We start from the raw sequence: 19,478 nt of genomic DNA on the forward strand, positions 1-19,478 counted from the left end.
GGCCGCGAAGCGGCCGGATGAGGGGGCTGTTCGTTCCATCAGCCACCGAACGCAGTAGGCCTACGCCGGAATGCTCCTGCAAAGATTCTTGATCCGTCTGCTGACGATGCTGATCACGCTGTTCGGCGTGGCCGTCGTCGTCTTTGTCGTGATCCGCGTCGCGCCCGGCGATCCTATCGCCATGATGCTGCCGCCCGGCGCGACGGATGCCGACCTCGCCCGGCTGCGGGCGCTCTATGGGCTCGACAAGACCATCGTGCAACAATTCTTCATTTGGCTGTCGGGCGTCGCCAGGGGCGATTTCGGCACCTCGATCTCGCTGCGGCAGGATGTGCTGGGTCTCGTCTTCAACCGGCTGCCGGCGACGCTGGAGCTTGCCATCGTCGCGCTCATCATAGCGGTGGCGCTCGGCGGCACGACGGCAATCATCGGCGCGCGCGAGCGCGGCACGGCGGTCGAGGCCGGCATCGACATCGCCAGCGGCGCGGCGCTCTCCATTCCCGACTTCCTGTGGGGCCTGGTGCTGATCCTGCTGTTCGGCGTGCTGGTGCCGATCTTCGACATTTCCGGCCGGGTGTCGCCGCAGCTCGACTTGCCTTTCGTCACCCAGTTCTATCTGTTCGAGAGCCTGTTGCGCCTGCGCCTCGACCTGACCTGGGACCTCCTGAAGCACATGCTGATGCCGGCGGTGGCGCTGGCGCTGCCGCTGGCGGCAATCATCTCGCAGCTGTTGAAACAGTCGCTGAAGGAAGTGCTCGACCTCGACTATGTCGTGCTGGCGCGGGTGAAGGGGTTCTCGGAAACGCAGGTCATCCTGCGCGAGGCGCTGAAGAACGCCGCGCTGCCAACGCTGACGCTGGTCGGTGTGCAGTTCACCTTTCTCATTGGCGGCACGGTCATCGTCGAACGGCTGTTTTCTTATGAAGGCCTCGGCAACATGGCGATCGACGCCGTCATCAACCGCGACCTGCCTTTGATTCAAGGCATCGTGCTGGTCTTCGCGCTGCTGTTCGTGCTGATCAACCTCAGCGTCGACATGATGTACGCGCTGCTCAATCCGAGGCTGCGCCATGGATGAGGGTCGTGCTCAAAGGCGAGGTGTGTCGCCACGTTTGTGGCTTGCCGGCGGCTGGCTGCTGCTGGCGCTGCTGGCCGCGATCTTCGCACCGCTGGTCGGGCCGCAGGACCCACTGGCGCAGGATTTGATGCTGGAACGGCTGCCGCCATTCTGGATGAATGGCGCCGAACCCGGCTATTGGCTCGGCACCGACAGCCTCGGCCGCGATCTGTTGTCGAGGCTGATCTTCGGCGGCCGCATCGCCTTCATCGTCGCCTTTTCCGCAGCCATCGCTGCGTGCCTGGTCGGTTCGACGCTCGGCCTGATCGCAGGCTATTTCGGCGGTTGGGCCGACCGCATCATCTCGCGCGTCGTCGATGTCTGGATGGCGTTTCCGCCGGTGCTGTTCGCCATATTGCTCGTGGCGGTGCTTGGCACGGGTTTGAGTTCCGTCATCCTGGCCATCGCCATCATCGACTGGACGCGTTTTTGCCGGGTGATCCGTGCCGAGACGATGGGTCAGTCGCGCATGGACTATGTCGAGAACGCCCGCATCGCCGGCTATGGCCGCATCGGCATCATGCTGCGCGAAGTGCTGCCCAATGTGGTGCCGTCGATCGTCGCATTGCTGTCGCTGGAAATGGGCATCGCCGTCATCGTCGAGGCGATCCTGTCCTTCGTCAATCTGTCGATCTCGACCGACGATCCGACCTGGGGCGGCATCATCGCCGAGGGCCGGCTGTCGATCCATCAGGCCTGGTGGGTGCTGGTGTTCCCGCTGATCACGCTGATCCTGACCGTGCTGTCGTTCAGCCAGTTCGGCGAGGCGCTGAAGACGCGTTTCGATCCGGTGCTGCGATGAGCGGCTGTCTCGACATCAGGGATCTGAGCGCGGTGCTGCCCAACGGCCAGCGCGTGCTGCGATCGGTGTCGCTTGCGGTCCAGCCCGGTGAAGTCCGCGCGCTGGTCGGCGAAAGCGGCGCCGGCAAGACGATGATCGGCAAGGCGGTGCTCGGCGTCCTGCCTTCGAGTGTGCGCATTGTCGAAGGCGACATGCGGCTTGAAGGCGAAGACCTCGGCAAGCTTCCGCCCAAGGCACGGCGCACGCTGATCGGGGCACGCACGGCGCTGATCCCGCAGGACCCGCTGACAGCGCTTAACCCGTCGCGCCGCGTCGGCTCGCAGATGACTGACCGGCTGGTGCGCATCCTCGGCTGGAGTGGCGAGAGGGCCGATACCCGCATTCGGCAATTGCTGGACGAGGTGCAAATCCGCGATCCCGACCGTGTGCTGAAAAGCTATCCGCACGAACTGTCAGGCGGCATGCGCCAGCGCGTGCTGATCGCCGCCGCCTTCGCCGCGGAGCCAAGGCTGATCGTCGCCGACGAGCCGACCACGGCTCTCGATGTGACCGTACAAAAACAGATCCTGCGGCTGATCGTGCAGTTGCAGCGCGAGCACGGCACGGCGATCCTGTTCGTCACCCATGACCTCGGCGTCGTCGCCAAGATCAGCCAGAAGGTATCGGTGCTCTATGCCGGCAAGGTGGTGGAGGAGGCCGAGACCGCAGCGCTCTTCGCCGCGCCGCAGCACCCCTATACACGAGCGCTGATGGCGGCGACGCCGCGCTACACCGATCCTTTCGCCTCGCTGAAGCCGGTGGACGAGGCGGTTCTGGCCGGGCTTGCTTCGGAGATCGCTGCCGCCGACCAAGCCTGGAGGCGGTCGCATGGTTGAACCGTTGTTCTCCGTGCGCGGGCTGAAGGTCGCGCTGCCCGACATGACGCGCAAGCCACTGATCGGCCGCGCGCCATTGGTCGAAATCCTGAAGGGCCTGGACTTCGACCTGCCCAAGGGCTCGGTGACCGGCATCGTCGGCGAATCCGGATCGGGAAAATCAACGCTCGGCCGCGCTTTGGTACGCCTGCTGCAACCCAGCGCAGGCAGCATCACTTTCGACGGCCGCGACATCACCCATCTGCCGGAAGCCGAACTGCGGCCGCTGCGCCGCAATCTGCAGATGATCTTCCAGGATCCGATGTCGTCGCTCAACCCGCGCCGCACCATTGCAAGCATTATCGCCGCGCCACTCAAGCAAAATGGCCTCGGCGACAATCTCAAGGCGCGCGTCGCTGAGGCGCTGCAGCGTGTCGGCCTGCCGCAGAGTTTCGCCAGCCGCTATCGCCACGAATTGTCGGGCGGCCAGCGCCAGCGCGTCGGCATTGCGCGGGCGCTGGCGCTGTCGCCGAAATTCGTGCTGGCCGACGAGATCGTCTCAGGGCTCGACGTGTCGACGCAAGCGCAGATCCTGACGCTGCTGGAAAAGCTGGCGGCGGAAATGGGGCTGACCGTCGCTTTCATCAGCCACGATCTGTCGGTCATCCGGCGGCTGTGCCGGCAAGTGATCGTCATGCGCGAAGGCGTGATCGTCGAAGCGAGCGCCACCGACGCCTTGTTCGACAAGCCGCAGCAGGCCTACACGCGCGATCTCATCGCGGCCATTCCGCTGCCCGAGATCGATGCGAGCTGGCTGGACATTCCTTCCGCCGCCAAGGCGCCGACATGAATGCATACGCACGCCGAAGAGCGGGCCTCGGGCGTGCGACCAAAAGACCCAAGTCCCGCCAAATGGAGAGGACTGACATGAAGACCACTATCGCAATTGCAACGCTGGCCGCCGCGATGCTCGGCAGCGCCGGCATGGCCTCGGCGGATTCGATCCCGGGCATGCGCGGCCACGACCACACCGGCATCACCGTTCCCGACATGAAGCAAGCGGTCGACTTCTTCACCGAAGTGGTCGGCTGCAAGAAGGCGATGTCGTTCGGTCCGTTCGCCGACGACAAGGGCACCTTCATGCAGGATCTCCTGGGCGTCGACCCGAAGGCGGTGATCGAAGAGGTCACCATGGTCCGCTGCGGCTATGGATCGAACATAGAGCTGTTCAAATACACAGCACCGGACCAGAAGGACCTGACGCCGAAGAACAGCGACATTGGCGGCTTCCACATAGCCTTCTATGTCGACGACGTCGCTGCCGCCAAAGCCTATCTCGAAGGCAAGGGCGTCAAGACGCGGATGGGGCCGCTGCCGGTCAAGGAAGGGCCGGCTGCCGGCCAGACCATCCTCTATTTCCAGGCGCCGTGGGGGCTGCAACTGGAAGCGATCAGTTATCCCGACGGAATGGCCTATGAGAAGGACGCCGAGACGGTGCTGTGGAGCCCGAAGAACCCGGAAAATTGATCCGGCAGCGCGCTTGCGTGATGACACGCAGGCGCGCTTTCGCCATGTCAGGACAATCGTTTTGATATAAAACTTTAAGCTTGAAATATCTTGTCGCCGGCGCGATACTGAACTCCAGCAAGCGAAGAGGAGATCGCAGACATGAAGGTTGCGGTTCTCGGCGGCGGACCAGCCGGCCTCTACTTTGCCATTTCGATGAAGCTGAGGGACGCCGCGCACGATGTGACGGTGTTCGAGCGCAACCGCGCCGACGACACGTTCGGCTGGGGCGTCGTGCTTTCGGCCGAGACGCTCGACAATCTGTCGAAAAACGACCCGGTCAGCGCCGTCTGGATCAAGAAGCACTTTGCCTACTGGGACGACATCGCCGTCATCCATGACGGCGTGCGCACGGTCTCGTCAGGGCACGGTTTCTGCGGCATCGGCCGCAAGCGGCTGCTGGTCCTGCTGCAGCGCCGGGCGCGCGAACTCGGCGTCAAGCTGATGTTCGAGACCGACATTGCAGATCCCAAGCCCTACATGGAGACGCATGATCTGGTCGTCGCGGCCGACGGCCTGAACTCCAGGGCGCGCAACAGTTTCGTCGACATCTTCAAGCCCGACATCGACACTCGCAAATGCAAGTTCGTCTGGCTCGGCACCAACCAGAAGTTCGACGACGCCTTCACCTTTATCTTCGAGAAGACCGAGCATGGCTGGGTGTGGGCGCACGCCTACCAGTTCGACAGCGACACCGCGACCTTCATCGTCGAGTGCAGCGAACAGACCTGGACTGCTTTCGGCTTCGGCGCGATGTCGCAGCAGGAATCGATCGCCGTTTGTGAGCGGATCTTCGAAAAACATCTCGGCGGCCACGCGCTGATGACCAATGCCAACCATATCCGTGGTTCCGCCTGGATCAATTTTCCGCGCGTGCTGTGCGAGCGCTGGTCCTACAAGAATCTGGCGCTGATGGGCGATGCGGCCGCGTCAGCCCATTTCTCGATCGGCTCCGGCACCAAACTCGCCTTGGAAAGCGCCGTGGCGCTGGCCGAATATGTCGAGTCCGAGCCGGACCTCGACGCGGCGTTTCGTAGATATGAGGATGCTCGCCGCACCGAGGTGCTGAAGCTGCAATCGGCGGCGCGCAATTCGCTGGAATGGTTCGAGGAGGTCGAGCGCTATCTCGGCCTCGATCCGGTGCAGTTCAACTATTCGCTGCTGACCCGCTCGCAACGCATCAGCCACGAGAATTTGCGGCTGCGCGATGCCGAATGGCTTGAAAGCGCGGAGGAATGGTTCCAGCGCCAGGCGGGTGCCGGCGGCATGCGCCGCGCGCCGATGTTCGCGCCGTTCAAGCTGCGCGATATGGTGCTGCAGAACCGTGTCGTCGTCTCGCCGATGGCGCAGTACAAGGCCGTCGACGGCTGCCCGACCGATTGGCATTTCACCCATTATGCCGAGCGGGCCAAGGGCGGCGCCGGGCTCATCTATATCGAGATGACCTGCGTCAGTCCCGAAGGCCGCATCACGCCGGGCTGTCCCGGATTCTATGCGCCCGAACATGAAGTGGCGTGGACGCGGCTGGTCGATTTCGTCCACACCGAGACCGAGGCGAAGATCTGTGCCCAGATCGGTCATTCCGGCGCCAAGGGTTCGACCCGGCTCGGCTGGGAGGGCACCGACGTGCCGCTGGTATCGGGTAACTGGCTGGTGATGGCGGCCTCGGCCGTCGCGTGGTCGCCGCAGAATCAGGTGCCGAGGGCGATGGACCGTGCCGACATGGACAAAGTGTGCGACGAATTCGTGGCCTCGGCCGAGATGGCCGATCGCTGCGGCTTCGACATGCTCGAGATCCATGCCGCGCACGGCTATCTCCTGTCATCCTTCATCACGCCGGTCACCAACCGGCGCACGGATGCCTATGGCGGTTCGCTGGAAAACCGCATGCGCTATCCCCTCGAAATCTTCCGCGCGGTGCGCGCCGCCTGGCCGGCGGAAAAACCGATCTCGATGCGCATTTCGGCCAATGACTGGGTCGGCATCGAAGGTGTGACGCCAGCCGATGCGGTCGAGATCGCCCGGCTGCTGCATGAGGCCGGCGTCGACATTTGCGACGTCTCGGCCGGCCAGACCTCGGCACTGGCGAAGCCGGTCTATGGCCGCATGTTCCAGACGCCGTTTTCCGACCGCATCCGCAACGAGGTCGGCATGGCCACCATGGCGGTCGGCAACATCTACGAGCCGGACCATGTCAACTCGATCCTGATGGCCGGCCGCGCCGATCTGGTGGCGCTGGCACGGCCGCATCTCGCCGATCCCTACTGGACGCTGCATGCGGCGGTGACGCTCGGCGACCGCGGTGTCAAATGGCCGGACCCCTATCTGCCCGGACGCGACCAGCTCTACCGGCTGGCCGAGCGCGACGCCGCAGCGGGGCTGAAAGTATGAGTGTTTTTCGTTTGCCACGTCAGCGCTATACCCCCACCCCTAACCCCTCCCCACAAGGGGGAAGGGGACCAAGTCGCAATCGGCTCTGGAACCGCAGAAGTTTGCAATGGATGGGCGCTGTCGTAGCCTTCTCCTTCTCCCTCCCCCTTGTGGGGAGGGTTAGGGGTGGGGGCACTTGGCGCCAAGTTTCGAGGATTGGCGCATGATCGCGGGCAAGCATGCGCTGGTCACAGGCGGTGGGTCCGGTGTCGGCCGGGCCGTTGCGCTGGCGCTGGCTGCTGCCGGCATCGACGTGACCATCTGCGGCCGCCGGGAAGCGGAGCTCACTGAGGTGGCCGGCGAGAACGACCGCATCTTCGGCATTGTCGCCGATGTCACCGACGAGGCGGCAATGGCGGCGCTCTACGAGAGGGCGCATGCCGCGCGTGGCCCCTTCGACATCGTCGTCGCCAATGCCGGCATGGCCGGCAGCGCCCCGGCGCACAAAACCGCGCTCAGCGACTGGCAGCGGACGCTCGACGTCAATCTGACCGGCGCCTTCCTGACCGTGAAGCCGGCGCTGGCCGGCATGGCCGCGCGGAAAACGGGACGAATTGTTTTCATCGCCTCGACCGCCGGCCTGAAAGGCTACGCCTACGTCGCGTCTTACGTCGCCGCCAAGCATGGCGTCATCGGCCTGATGCGGGCTCTTGCCGCCGAAACAGTGAAATCGGGCGTCACCGTCAACGCCGTGTGCCCAGGCTTTGTGGAAACCGAAATGCTGGAAGAGTCCATCCAGCGCATCATCGAGAAGACCGGCCGCTCGGTCGAGCAAGCGCGGTCAAGCCTCGCCTCGACCAACCCGCAAGGCCGCTTCATCCAGCCGGATGAGGTCGCCGCGGCTGTGCTGTGGCTCTGCGGCGACGCCGCCCAGTCGATAACGGGACAGGCGATTTCCATCTCAGGAGGCGAAACATGGTAGCCGGCCCCCTGCCCGCGCCGTCGGGACCCGGCAAGGACCGCTTGCGGCTGTGGATCAGGCTGCTGCGCGCCTCACGCACGATCGAGGCCGAGTTGCGCGAGCGGCTGAAGAAGGAGTTCAACACCACGCTGCCGCGCTTCGACGTGATGGCCGCCCTCTATCGCGCGCCGGAAGGCATGCTGATGAGCGACCTGTCGCGTTTCCTGCTGGTCTCCAACGGCAATGTCACGGGCATCGTCGACCGGCTGGTTTCGGAAGGACTTGTCGCCCGCGCGAGGCGCAATGGCGACCGCCGCACGTCGATGGTGCGGCTGACCGAGGAAGGCACGCAGGCCTTCGCCACCATCGCCGCGGCGCATGAAGGCTGGATCGGTGAATTGCTGGGCAAGGTCAGCGAGGACGACGCGCGCCGGCTGACCGGCATGCTGACCTCGTTCCGCAGCAACTGGGAGGGACGCGAATGACCGCAATGGCCGGACGCAAGCCGAAGCATTTCCTCTGGGAGGTCGAGGGCAGGATCGCAAAGGTCCGGCTCGACCGGCCCGAGCGCAAGAACCCGCTGACCTTCGACAGCTATGCGGAACTCCGCGACACATTCCGCGACCTGGTCTATGCCGATGACGTCGACGCCGTGGTGTTCCTGTCCAATGGCGGCAATTTCTGCTCCGGCGGCGATGTCCACGACATCATCGGCCCGCTGGTCAAGATGGACATGAAGCAGCTTCTCGCCTTCACCCGCATGACCGGCGATTTCGTCAAGGCGATGCTGAATTGCGGCAAGCCGATCATTGCGGCGGTCGACGGCGTCGCGGTCGGCGCCGGTGCCATCATTGCGATGAGCTCCGATATCCGCATCGCCACGCCGGAAGCCAAGACCGCGTTCCTGTTCACCCGCGTCGGCCTCGCCGGCTGCGACATGGGCGCCTGCGCGATCCTGCCGCGCATCATCGGCCAGGGCCGCGCCGCCGAACTGCTCTACACCGGCCGCACCATGACGGCGGCGGAAGGCGAACGCTGGGGTTTCTACAACCGGCTGGTCGATGCCGCCTCGCTGGAGGCCGACGCGCTCGATATGGCGGCGCGCATCGTCTCCGGCCCGACCTTTGCGCACGGCATCACCAAGACGCAGCTCAACCAGGAATGGTCGATGGGTCTCGACCAGGCGATCGAGGCGGAAGCGCAGGCGCAAGCGATCTGCATGCAGACCCGCGACTTCGAGCGCGCCTACAAGGCGTTCGTGGCCAAGAAAAAGCCGGTGTTCGAGGGGGATTGAGGATGAGCGGTTTGCGCCCAGGCACCCCCCTCTGCCCTGCCGGGCATCTCCCCCGCAAGGGGGGAGATCAGCGGTTTCGTTGGCAGCGCCCATACTGCAATTTTGGAGATTGGCGAAAGCCAAAACAACGTCCGATCTCCCCCTTTGCGGGGGAGATGCCCGGCAGGGCAGAGGGGGGTGTGAAGGATCGCTGCGCGGAAGGAGGCACCCATGCCTGACCGCTCCTTCCTCTCCTGGCCGTTCTTCGAAGACCGCCATCGCGAGTGGGCCGAACAACTCGACGCATGGTGCGCTAAAAACCTGCCGGTAGATCACCATGATGTCGACGCCGCCTGCCGCGAGCTGGTCAGCAAGCTCGGGCGAGACGGCTGGCTGAAGCCGACGGCGCTCGACACGGACAATCCTGGCCCCCTCGACGTCCGCACTTTGTGCATCACGCGCGAGACACTCGCCCGTCATGACGGGCTGGCCGATTTCGCCTTCGCCATGCAAGGGCTCGGCACCGGCGCGCTCAGCCTGTTCGGTACGCCGCACCAGCAGCAATGGCTTTCGAAGACGCGCGCCGGCAAGGCGATATCAGCCTTCGCCCTGTCGGAACCACGATCGGGGTCGGATGTCGCCAACACGGAAATGACGGCGACCCGCGACGGCGACAGCTATGTTCTTTCCGGTGAAAAAACCTGGATCTCCAATGGCGGCATCGCCGACCTCTATGTCGTCTTTGCCCGCACCGGCGAGGCGCCGGGCGCCAAGGGGCTTTCCGCCTTCCTCGTGCCTGGCGACGCCAGGGGCCTTGGCATCGCCGAACGGCTGGAAGTAATCGCGCCGCATCCGCTGGCGCGGCTGTCTTTCGACCAGGTCCGCCTTCCCGCCTCTGCGCTGATCGGCAAACCGGGCGATGGCTTCCGCATCGCCATGTCGGTGCTCGACGTGTTCCGTTCGACCGTCGGCGCGGCGGCGCTTGGCTTTGCCCGCCGCGCACTGGACGAGAGCATCAAACGCGTGGCGGAGCGCAAACTGTTCGGCGCCCCGATGGCCGAATTGCAGATGGTGCAGGGGCATATCGCCGATATGGCGCTCGACGTCGATGCGGCGGCGCTTCTGGTCTACCGCGCTGCGTGGACCAAGGACATGGGGGCCGCGCGGGTCACACGCGAGGCGTCGATGGCCAAGCTGTTTGCCACCGACAAGGCGCAAGAGGTGATCGACAAGGCTGTGCAGCTGCATGGCGGCGACGGTGTCCGCAAGGGCCACATCATCGAAAGCCTGTATCGCGAGATCCGCGCGCTGCGCATCTACGAGGGTGCCTCCGACGTGCAGAAGGTGGTGATCGCGCGGCAGGTGATGGGCGCGGCCTGACGGCAGAGATTTTGACGAGCGTTCGATTTTGAAAATTGGGTTTTGGAATACCGGGAGGTTTTGAATGCACAGGATTCTGCAGCCCGAAGGCTGGGCAAAACCTGTCGGCTACGCCAATGGCGTCGCCGCGCGCGGGCAGCTCGTCTTCGTCGGCGGACAGGTCGGCTGGAACAGGCAATGCCAGTTCGAGACCGACGATTTTGTCGGCCAGGTGCGGCAAACGCTTCAGAACATCGTGGCGGTGCTGGCCGAGGCCGGTGCCGGACCGCAGCACATCACCTCGATGACCTGGTATTTTACCGACAAGGCCGAATACCTAGCCAACCTCAGGGGCATCGGCGAGGCCTATCGCGAGGTCATCGGCCGGCATTTTCCGGCGATGGCCGCCATGCAGGTGGTGGCGCTGGTCGAAGACCGGGCCAAGGTGGAGATCCAGGCGACTGCCGTTATTCCGGAATAGGGAATTCGTTCGTCCGGAGTAAACGCCCATTACTTCGTCATCCACGGGCGAAGCAAGGAGCGAAGCGACGCGGCGCAGACCCGAGGATCCATGCCGGGACTCCAAAGCGTCACCACGGTCCAGAATTCTGCACCGCTGCACACTCCACGGCCGAAGTCGCGGCATGGATCCCAGGGTCTCCGCGACGGAGCTGCGCTCCTGCTTCGCCCAGGGATGACGACGTTGGGGAGGGCTTCGGCTAATTCCGAATATCCGCGATGATCCACCGCAACTGATCACCACTACTATGCGCGAAGCCCCGCCTTCCGCAAAATCGGCAGCACGTGATCGCAGAAATAGGGCAACTCCCTGGTGTAATTGACGAAGGACAGCGCGATGCCCTGGTAGCCATGCCCGGCAATGGCGACCATGTCGGCGGCGATCGTTTCCGGCGTTCCGATCAGCGGGTAGGTGCCGGCGCCGCCGGCGAAACGCTGCCGGTAGCGGTCATAGGCGTGCGGGTCGTGCGACTGCGAGAATTCCTTCTTGCCGGCCATGTGGGCATCGACGGCGTCGTGGTCGGCCATATGGACCGCATAGCGCGTGTAATATGCCCGCGCCTCTTCCATCGTCGGGCGGCAGACGACATGCGCCACGGTGTAGACGCCGACATCACGGCCCACCTTGTCTGCCCGCTCGCTGATGTCGGCGACATGTTTGCCGGCATCGCCCATTTCGGAAAAGGTCGTGAACAGATAGTCGCATCTCGCGGCGGCGAAATCGCGGCCGGGCCCGCCGAAAGCGGCGTTCATGGTCACCGGGCGCGGCACCTGCAGACTGGCCGGACGGCTGACGGCTTCCTTGAGGCGGTAGTAGGTGCCCTCATAGCCGAGCGGGTCGGGCGAGGCATAAAGCTTTTCGAGGATTTCGATCCATTCCGCTGCCTGGTCGTAGCCCTTCTCGACCAGAGGCGTGCCGAACATGCCGAATTCCTTCGGATTCCAGCCGCAGACGATATTCAGGCCGGCGCGACCCTGGCTGATGTGGTCGACCGTCGCCAGCGCCTTGGCGGCATAGAGCGGATGCACCAGCGGCACATGCACGGTCATGAACAGGCCGATCTGCTCGGTGGCCATGGCAAGGGCCGCCGCCCAGGTGAAGGTCTCGAACGACCATTCCCGCACCTTGTTGCGGCCGCCAAAACCGCGCCAGCGGGCGATCGGCAGCATGAACTCCAGCCCGGCACGGTCGGCGATCTGGGCTGCGGTCAGATTGTCCTGCCAGCTTGCCGTCCAGCGTTCAGGCACATCGGTTATGGCCAGCCCGCCATCGGCATTGGTCGAAAAGACCCCCAGCTTCAATCTGTTCGGGCCGTGCAAGGGGTGTGGTTTGTTCATGTCGCGACCTCCCGGCGAGAGAGCACACGCTAGGCCCGCGCGGAGATATTTCAAGCCTGAAATAGCTTCGCGTCGCCATCGCTCGCGGGTATCGGTTCCAGCGGGCCGCACCGTGTCGGCCACGCAACGGACACCGCAGCTTTTTAAGCTTAAAACTTTCGCCTTGAAAAGCGCCGCACTTTGGATAAGCATTCCAGAGTCGATGGCGATTGCCGTGCCGGACGGGCTTGCCGGCCAGTCCATCGTGCAGACCAGTTCATCGTGCCGGCCAGTCCATCGTGGGTGCTCCGGGTGGGAGTCTCAGTTCTTGTCGTTCATACTGCCCCAGTCATCATCCAATGCGCGCCATGCCTTCGATGAAGTGCGCGCGCAGATCCGCGATCTGCAACACAAAACGTCGCCAACCATGACCGCATGGTCGCTGCCATGAATTGACGTCCTGCGTGAAGCGGGGCGGCAAAAAACCGTGCGGGAGCAACCCGCCCGATCAACAACAGAGGGAACACAAATGAGCTTCACGCGCCGCAAATTGCTTCTTCTTGCCGCCGCCGTCGGCATCGCCGCCGGCCCCGCCACCGCCTATGCCGCCGATGTGCTCAATGTCGGCGCCTATCCGACCAACCCGCCCTTCGAATTCAAGAACGAGAGCGGCACCTTCGAAGGCTTTGAAGTCGACATCGTCAACGAAGCCGCCAAGCGCATCGGCATGACCACCGACATCGCCGATCTCGGCTTCCAGGCGCTGTTTGCCGCCACCACGTCGAAGCGCATCGACGTCGCCATCTCGTCGATCACCATCACGGCCGAGCGGCTGAAGTCGCAGTCGTTCACGCAGCCCTATTATGATTCCGACATGGGCATTGCCACCAAGGCCGACAGCCCGATCAAGGCCGAGGCCGACCTCAAGGGCAAGATCGTCGGCGTGCTGTCCGGCTCGACCGGTGAAACCTGGGTCAAGGCACATCAGGAAGCCGGCGGCTTCAGCGACGTGAAGGGTTACGACACGCAGCAGAATTTGCTGCTCGACCTCAGCGCCGGCCGCGTCGATGCCGCCGTCAGCGACATTCCAGGCATGGAGTATTCCTTCACCAAGATGAAGGACCTGGTCGTCAAGGAGCGCATCAAGACCGGCGAACAATACGGCCTGATGATGAGCAAGGACCACCCGCTGCTCGGCAAGCTGAACGACGCGCTGAGCGCTATGAAGAAGGACGGCACGCTGGCCGCCATCCACAAGAAGTGGTTCGGCAGCGACGCGCCCGCCGACTCTTCGACCATGAAGGAAATGCCGCTGCCGAAGGCCTGAGCTGAAAGCTGCGCTGACATCGTGCCGGCTTTCCAGGCCGGCACGATTCATTTCATGCGCCAGCGCCGGCTTCCGCGCAGACCGTCTCGCCATTGGCGAGGTCGATTGGTTTTAACCTGAGCATCCTTGCTCTCGGGTTCGGGAACGCTCCCATGTCGCTGCTGGATACCTTCTTCAATCCCGATGTCATCATGTCCAGCCTGCCGGCGCTGCTGCGCGGCTTCCTGAACACGCTGCTGCTCGGCATTTTGAGCATCGGCATCGGCATCCCCATCGGCCTGGGGATCAGCCTGGTGCGGCTCTATGCGCCGAAGCCGCTGCGGTGGCTGGCGGTCGGCTACACCGACATCTTCCGCGCCCTGCCGGTGCTGGTCGTGCTGATCCTGATCTACTATGCACTGCCGTTCCTCGGCATACGCCTGTCGTCCTGGGCCTCCGCCGTGACTGCTTTCGCCTTCATCATGTCGGCCTACTCGGCGGAGGTGTTCCGCTCCGGCATCGAGAGCATCCCGCGCGGCCAGTTCGAGGCGTCGCAGGCGCTTGGCCTGCCGTTCCTGCTGACCTTGCGCAAGGTGGTGCTGCCGCAAGCGATCCGCGTCGTCATCCCGCCGATGACCAGCAACTGCGTCTCGATGTTCAAGGACACTTCGCTCGCCTCCACCGTGGCGCTGCCGGAACTCTTGAAGGAAGCGACCAACGCGCAGTCGCTCTACGCCAACCCCTCGCCGCTGATCGGCGCAGCGCTTGTCTACCTCATCTTCCTCTGGCCGATGGTCCGCCTCGTCAGCCTGCTTGAAGAGCGCTTCAAGACCGAAAAGAAGCGCTGACCTCCACTACCTGATCCCCGCTCAAGTCCTTTGCAGGAGCCTACCCGTGAACAAGCATCAAACCGACAATGCAAACGCCACCGCGTTCCCCGTCGACGCCATCCGCGCCATGTTTCCAGCCTTGCAGCGGGCTGGCGACTTCATCTTTTTGGACAACGCCGCCGGCGCGCAGATCCCGCAGAGCGTACTCGACGCGGTGACCAACCATCTGGTTTCGCACAATGTGCAGCGTGGCGGCCGCTATGGCCGCAGCGTCACGGTCGACCAGTCGGTCGCCGATGCGCGAACAAGCGTCGCCCTGCTCATCAACGCCTATAGCCCGGCGGAAATCTGCTTCGGCATGAATGCCACCTCGTTCATCCGCCTGGTCAGCCTCGGCATCGGCCAGATGCTGCAGGAGCGCGACGAGATCGTCGTCACCGACATGGACCATGACGCCAACATCGCGACTTGGCTGGCGCTGGAATCGGCCGGCGCCAAGTTCAAATGGTGGCGCATGCGCGAGGACGGCAATCTGCATGTCGATGATCTGCGTCCGCTGGTTTCCGACCGCACCCGTCTCGTCGCCTGCACGGTCACCGCGCACTCGATCGGCTCGATCGTCGATGTCGCCGCGGTGGCCAAGATCGCGCACGCGGCCGGCGCCGAAGTGTTCCTCGACTGCGTGCATTACGGACCGCACGGGCTGATCGACGTGCAGGCTTGGGACTGCGACTATCTCGTCTGCTCCGGCTACAAGAATTTCTCGCCGCATATGGGCTTCCTCTGGGGTCGTTTCGAAACGCTGAAACGGCTGCCGACCTTCCGCGAGGATTTCATCCCCGACGAGCCGCCCTACAAGGTCGAGGCCGGCACCTTCATCTACGAGAACGTCTCGGGCATGGACGCGGCCGTGCAGTATCTGGAACTGATCGGCCGCAATCTGGCGCCCGCCAACAACCGCTCCCGGCGCGACAACATCGTCGCCGGCATGGGCGCCATTCGCGACTATGAGCTGGTGCTGGCGCGTGAGATGCTCGCTGTGCTCAAGGACTGCGGCGCGACCATCTATGGTGTTGCCGACGTGGCTCGCATCACCGAGCGCGTACCGACCTTCTGCTTCAACATCGGCACACTGTCGCCGCAGCGGATCGTCGAGGAAATGGCCGAGATGCAGATCGGCATCCGCGACGGCCACATGTACGCGCCACGGCTGATGAAGCGCCTCAACCTGTCGATGGATAGCGGCGCCATCCGCGCCTCGCTGGTCCACTACAACACAATCGAGGAAGTCCGGCGCTTCGGCGAAGCGTTGCGCGCCATCATCGCGAAGTTGTCCTGAGCGGCGGCCTCTCCAGCGTCGTCATCCACGGGCGGAACAAGGAGCGTAGCGACGCAGTGCAGACCCGAGGATCCATGCCGTGACGTTCGAGTGTTGCCACGGTGCAGAATTCTGCTCCGCTGCACCTTTCGGCTGAGGTAAACGGCATGGATCCTAGGGTCTGCGCGACGCTTCGCGCCGCTCCGCCCTAGGATGACGAAGAGACGTTAAGCCGCTTTCTTCTTCGCTAGCCTCGCCTTGATCGAGGCGACGTCGGCGCGCGGGGTCGCCGCGAACAGCGTCCTGGTGTAGCTGTGCTTGGGGTCGGCGAAGACCTCGTCGCGCGAGCCGTATTCGACCGCTTCGCCGAAATACATCACCATCACATCGTCGGCGATGTAGCGCACCACGGACAGATCGTGGCTGATGAAGACATAGGTCAGCTGGAACTCGTCCTGCAGGTCGGCAAGCAGGTTGAGCACCTGCGCCTGCACCGACAGATCGAGCGCCGAGACCGGCTCGTCCAGCACCAGCAGGCTTGGATTGAGCATCAGCGCACGGGCAATGGCAATGCGCTGGCGTTGGCCGCCCGAGAACATGTGCGGATAGCGGTTGTAATGCTCGTGACCGAGGCCGACCTTCTTGAGCATCTTCATCGCAAGGTCGCGCCGCTCGGCCGCCGGCTTGTCGGTGTTGATCAGCAGCGGCTCGCCCAGCACGTCGCCGATCTTCTGGCGCGGATTGAGCGATCCGTACGGATTCTGGAAAACGATCTGCACCTTGCGGCGCATCTCCTTCGTCAATGCTTTCGTGGCAATGTCGACCTTGTTGCCGTCGATGAACAGCTCGCCCGAAGTCGCCGGATCGATCAGCGTGATGATGCGGGCGAGCGTGGACTTGCCGCAGCCGCTCTCACCGACGATGGCCAGCGTCTTGCCTTTGTCGACCTTGAACGAGACGCCCTTGACCGCATGCACGGTGCGCGGCCCGGTGAACAGGCCACCACCGATATGGTAGTCGCGGACGATGTTCTTGCCTTCGAGGACCGTGGTGCTCATCAGGCGGCTCCAACTGCCGAAGGCGCCGGCTCGAACATCATGTCGGAAACGGTCGGTAGCCGGTCGCCGACGGCGTTCTCCGGCAGCGCCGACAAAAGCGCCCGCGTGTAATTGCTCTTCGGCGATTCAAACAGCGACAGCACGTCGGCCTCCTCCATCTTGCGGCCCTTGTACTGGACGATGACACGGTCGGCGGTCTCGGCCACCACGCCCATATTGTGGGTGATCATGATCAGGCCCATACCGTATTTGGCCTGCAGCGAAACCAGCAGATCGAGGATCTGCTTCTGGATGGTGACGTCGAGCGCCGTCGTCGGCTCGTCGGCGATCAGCAGCTTCGGATTGCAGGCGATGGCGATGGCGATCATGACGCGCTGGCATTGGCCGCCCGACATCTGGTGCGGAAAGGAGCTAAGCCGTTCTTCCGGATCGGCGATGCCGACCAGCTTCATCAACTCGATGGCCCGCTCGCGCCGCTGAGCGCGATCCATACCCATATGGAAGCGCAGCACCTCCTCGATCTGGAAGCCGACGTTAAAGCACGGGTTGAGGCTGGCGACCGGCTCTTGAAAGATCATCGAGATGTCCTTGCCGACGATCTTGCGCCGTTCGGACGGGCTGAGCTTCAACAGATCGACGCCGTCGAAGGCCATCCGGTCGGCCTTTACCGTTGCCGTGTTGGGCAACAGGCCCATCACCGCTAGCATCGCCACCGACTTGCCGGAACCGGACTCGCCGACGATCGCCAGCACTTCGCGCGGCTCTATCGACAGGTCGATGCCTTGCACGGCCATGAACGGTCCGGCCGCGGTGTCGAAGGAAACGGTGAGGTTCTTGATCTCGAGCAGAGGCATGCTCACGACCTCTTCAGCTTGGGGTCGAGCGCGTCGCGCAGGCCGTCGCCGATCAGGTTGATGGCGAAGACGGTGATCAGGATGGCGAGACCCGGGAAAGTAACCACCCACCAGGCACGCAGGATGAACTCGCGCGCTTCGGCCAGCATCGTTCCCCATTCCGGCGTCGGCGGCTGCGCGCCCATGCCGAGGAAGCCAAGGGCGGCTGCCTCGAGAATGGCGTTGGAGAAGGACAGCGTCGCCTGCACGATCAGCGGCGCGATGCAGTTGGGCAGGATGGTGACCAGCATCAGCCTGAGATGGCTGGCCCCGGCGACCTTGGCCGAGACGACATATTCGCGGGTCTTCTCGGCCATCACGGCGGCACGGGTGAGCCGGGCGAAATGCGGCTGCAGCACGAAGGCGATGGCGATCATGGCGTTGACGAGGCCGGGGCCAAGCACCGCGACCAGCACCAGGGCCAATAGCAGCGACGGGAAGGCCAGGATGATGTCCATGATGCGCATGATCAGCGTGTCGACCCAGCCGCGGCAGTAGCCGGCGAGCAGGCCGAGAATGACGCCTGAGATCAGCGCTGACGTGACGACGACGAAGCCGATGGCGAGCGAGAAGCGCGAGCCGTAGATCAGCCGCGACAGCATATCGCGGCCGACAGCGTCGGTGCCGAGCAGGAACTGCGCGTTGCCGCCTTCCTGCCAGGCCGGCGGCGTCAGGAAGAAGTCGCGGAACTGATCGTCCGGCGAATGAGGCGCCAGCAGCGGCGCGAAGATGGCGATCAGGATCAGCAGCGCAAAGACAAAGAGCCCGATCACCGCGCCCTTGTTGACGGAGAAGTAATGCCAGAACTCGCCGAACATCTGCAGCCTGGCGTCCTGCGGCTTGACGACGGTCGCGGCTTCGATGGTGGCTGGGCCTTCATTGCTCATGTCAGTTGGCCCGGATGCGTGGGTTGATGACGGCGTAGAGCACGTCGACGATGAGGTTGACCGACATGACGATCAGCGCGATCAAAAGCAACCCGCCCTGCACGGTGAAATAGTCGCGCTTGGAAATGGCGTCGATCATCCATTTGCCGATGCCGGGCCAGGAGAAGATGCTCTCGGTCAGGATGGCGCCGGTCAAAAGCGTGCCGACCTGCAGACCGATGGTGGTGACGACCGGGATCAGCGCGTTGCGGAAGGCATGCAGGCCGATGACGCGGCGCGGCGCCAGGCCCTTGGCGCGCGCGGTGCGGACATAGTCCTCACCCAGCACTTCGAGCATCGCCGAGCGCGTCTGCCTGGCGATGACTGCGAGCGGGATAGTGCCGAGCACGATCGTGGGCAGGACGAGGTGCGACAGTGCCGAGCGGAATGCGCCCTTCTGCCCCGAGATCAGCGAATCGATGGTCATGAAGCCGGTCACCGGCTTGAAGAAATAGAGAAGGTCGATGCGGCCGGAAACCGGCGTCCAGTGCAACGTGCCGGAGAACACGATGATCAGCAGCAGACCCCACCAGAAGATCGGCATGGAATAGCCCGCCAGCGCCGTGCCCATCGTCAGCTGATCGAACCAGGAGCCGCGGCGGATGGCGGCGAAGATGCCGGCGGCGACACCCAGGACAACGGCAAAGATCATGGCGAAGATGGCGAGTTCGACCGTTGCCGGGAAGCGCACCAGGAAATCCTTGAGCACCGGCGTCTTAGTTGAAAACGAGGTGCCGAAATCGCCGCTCAGGACATTCGTCAGATAGGTCAGGTATTGTTGCCAAATCGGCAGATCGAAACCGAACTGGTGCATCAGCGCCGTGTGGCGTTCGGGCGACAGGCCGCGTTCGCCCGCAAGCACCAGCACCGGATCACCGGGCAGGATGCGCACGAAGCCAAAGGCGAGGATGGTTATCCCGATGAAGGTCGGGATGATGAGGGCGAGCTTGCCGAGGATATAACGCAGCATGGCGGGCGAGTGGGGGCGTCACCACATGGTGGCGCCCCC

Annotated in this window: 20 protein-coding genes; 15 read left to right on the forward strand and 5 right to left on the reverse strand. The window is 63.9% G+C overall.

The window, feature by feature from the left end; translation table 11 throughout:
• The first annotated feature begins 70 nt into the window (after nucleotides 1–70).
• The 11 genes from NKI99_RS10595 to NKI99_RS10645 all read left to right on the forward strand — a co-directional run bounded on the left by NKI99_RS10595 (nucleotide 71) and on the right by NKI99_RS10645 (nucleotide 10,783).
• Nucleotides 71–1,078: an ABC transporter permease gene (locus tag NKI99_RS10595; RefSeq protein WP_023811468.1), complete on the forward strand. Its 1,008-nt coding sequence runs from the start codon at nucleotides 71–73 to the stop codon at nucleotides 1,076–1,078.
• A complete protein-coding gene (locus NKI99_RS10600) occupies nucleotides 1,071–1,919 on the forward strand; it encodes an ABC transporter permease (RefSeq protein WP_352439690.1) in 849 nt (282 codons plus the stop codon). Before NKI99_RS10595 ends, NKI99_RS10600 begins: the two co-directional genes overlap by 8 nt.
• Entirely contained in the window at nucleotides 1,916–2,794 is an 879-nt protein-coding gene (locus NKI99_RS10605) for an ABC transporter ATP-binding protein (protein ID WP_352551017.1), read from the forward strand. The genes NKI99_RS10600 and NKI99_RS10605 overlap by 4 nt, the downstream gene beginning before the upstream one ends.
• Nucleotides 2,787–3,623, forward strand: coding sequence for an ATP-binding cassette domain-containing protein (locus NKI99_RS10610; protein WP_352610792.1), 837 nt, complete (start codon nucleotides 2,787–2,789; stop codon nucleotides 3,621–3,623). Before NKI99_RS10605 ends, NKI99_RS10610 begins: the two co-directional genes overlap by 8 nt.
• 77 nt (nucleotides 3,624–3,700) lie before the next feature.
• Nucleotides 3,701–4,300, forward strand: coding sequence for a VOC family protein (locus NKI99_RS10615; protein ID WP_352551021.1), 600 nt, complete (start codon nucleotides 3,701–3,703; stop codon nucleotides 4,298–4,300).
• Nucleotides 4,301–4,441: 141 nt separating this feature from the next.
• Nucleotides 4,442–6,730 carry a bifunctional salicylyl-CoA 5-hydroxylase/oxidoreductase gene (locus NKI99_RS10620; RefSeq protein ID WP_352610793.1) on the forward strand — a complete coding sequence of 763 codons (2,289 nt, stop codon included), beginning with the start codon at nucleotides 4,442–4,444 and terminating at the stop codon, nucleotides 6,728–6,730.
• 202 nt (nucleotides 6,731–6,932) lie between these two features.
• Nucleotides 6,933–7,691, forward strand: a complete 759-nt coding sequence (locus NKI99_RS10625; RefSeq protein WP_352610794.1) for an SDR family NAD(P)-dependent oxidoreductase — start codon at nucleotides 6,933–6,935, stop codon at nucleotides 7,689–7,691.
• Nucleotides 7,685–8,155, forward strand: a complete 471-nt coding sequence (locus NKI99_RS10630; protein WP_023811475.1) for a MarR family winged helix-turn-helix transcriptional regulator — start codon at nucleotides 7,685–7,687, stop codon at nucleotides 8,153–8,155. Before NKI99_RS10625 ends, NKI99_RS10630 begins: the two co-directional genes overlap by 7 nt.
• Nucleotides 8,152–8,964, forward strand: coding sequence for an enoyl-CoA hydratase family protein (locus NKI99_RS10635; RefSeq protein WP_352610795.1), 813 nt, complete (start codon nucleotides 8,152–8,154; stop codon nucleotides 8,962–8,964). The genes NKI99_RS10630 and NKI99_RS10635 overlap by 4 nt, the downstream gene beginning before the upstream one ends.
• A gap of 210 nt (nucleotides 8,965–9,174) precedes the next feature.
• Entirely contained in the window at nucleotides 9,175–10,323 is a 1,149-nt protein-coding gene (locus tag NKI99_RS10640) for an acyl-CoA dehydrogenase family protein (RefSeq protein ID WP_352610796.1), read from the forward strand.
• A 64-nt stretch (nucleotides 10,324–10,387) separates the two neighbouring features.
• A complete protein-coding gene (locus tag NKI99_RS10645; protein ID WP_352610798.1) occupies nucleotides 10,388–10,783 on the forward strand; it encodes a RidA family protein in 396 nt (131 codons plus the stop codon).
• Nucleotides 10,784–11,067: 284 nt separating this feature from the next.
• Here the strand turns inward: NKI99_RS10645 and NKI99_RS10650 are convergent, their stop codons facing one another.
• On the reverse strand, nucleotides 11,068–12,159 hold the full coding sequence (locus tag NKI99_RS10650; protein ID WP_352610799.1) for an LLM class flavin-dependent oxidoreductase: 1,092 nt from the start codon (nucleotides 12,157–12,159) through the stop codon (nucleotides 11,068–11,070).
• Nucleotides 12,160–12,271: 112 nt separating this feature from the next.
• On the opposite strand from NKI99_RS10650, the gene NKI99_RS10655 reads away from it, so the two are divergent.
• The 4 genes from NKI99_RS10655 to NKI99_RS10670 all read left to right on the forward strand — a co-directional run bounded on the left by NKI99_RS10655 (nucleotide 12,272) and on the right by NKI99_RS10670 (nucleotide 15,613).
• The gene (locus NKI99_RS10655; RefSeq protein ID WP_164893002.1) at nucleotides 12,272–12,589 is read left to right on the forward strand and encodes a hypothetical protein; all 318 of its coding nucleotides are present in this window, start codon (nucleotides 12,272–12,274) and stop codon (nucleotides 12,587–12,589) included.
• Between the two features lie 78 nt (nucleotides 12,590–12,667).
• The gene (locus NKI99_RS10660; RefSeq protein ID WP_023811480.1) at nucleotides 12,668–13,465 is read left to right on the forward strand and encodes an ABC transporter substrate-binding protein; all 798 of its coding nucleotides are present in this window, start codon (nucleotides 12,668–12,670) and stop codon (nucleotides 13,463–13,465) included.
• Nucleotides 13,466–13,617: 152 nt separating this feature from the next.
• Nucleotides 13,618–14,292 (forward strand): amino acid ABC transporter permease, encoded by a 675-nt coding sequence (locus tag NKI99_RS10665; protein ID WP_023811481.1) that lies wholly within the window; start codon nucleotides 13,618–13,620, stop codon nucleotides 14,290–14,292.
• Nucleotides 14,293–14,338: 46 nt separating this feature from the next.
• On the forward strand, nucleotides 14,339–15,613 hold the full coding sequence (locus NKI99_RS10670; RefSeq protein ID WP_352610800.1) for a cysteine desulfurase-like protein: 1,275 nt from the start codon (nucleotides 14,339–14,341) through the stop codon (nucleotides 15,611–15,613).
• 206 nt (nucleotides 15,614–15,819) lie between these two features.
• Here the strand turns inward: NKI99_RS10670 and NKI99_RS10675 are convergent, their stop codons facing one another.
• The 4 genes from NKI99_RS10675 to NKI99_RS10690 form a co-directional block, all read right to left on the reverse strand.
• Nucleotides 15,820–16,650 carry a dipeptide ABC transporter ATP-binding protein gene (locus NKI99_RS10675; protein ID WP_352610801.1) on the reverse strand — a complete coding sequence of 277 codons (831 nt, stop codon included), beginning with the start codon at nucleotides 16,648–16,650 and terminating at the stop codon, nucleotides 15,820–15,822.
• On the reverse strand, nucleotides 16,650–17,504 hold the full coding sequence (locus NKI99_RS10680; RefSeq protein WP_352610823.1) for an ABC transporter ATP-binding protein: 855 nt from the start codon (nucleotides 17,502–17,504) through the stop codon (nucleotides 16,650–16,652). The genes NKI99_RS10675 and NKI99_RS10680 overlap by 1 nt, the downstream gene beginning before the upstream one ends.
• Before the next feature lie 2 nt (nucleotides 17,505–17,506).
• A complete protein-coding gene (locus NKI99_RS10685) occupies nucleotides 17,507–18,361 on the reverse strand; it encodes an ABC transporter permease subunit (RefSeq protein WP_224618710.1) in 855 nt (284 codons plus the stop codon).
• Nucleotides 18,362–18,431: 70 nt separating this feature from the next.
• Nucleotides 18,432–19,439 (reverse strand): ABC transporter permease subunit, encoded by a 1,008-nt coding sequence (locus tag NKI99_RS10690; protein WP_352551034.1) that lies wholly within the window; start codon nucleotides 19,437–19,439, stop codon nucleotides 18,432–18,434.
• Nucleotides 19,440–19,478: the final 39 nt, after the last annotated feature.

Origin of the sequence: Mesorhizobium sp. M0239 (genome assembly GCF_040321815.1) — a bacterium.
GTDB lineage: Bacteria > Pseudomonadota > Alphaproteobacteria > Rhizobiales > Rhizobiaceae > Mesorhizobium.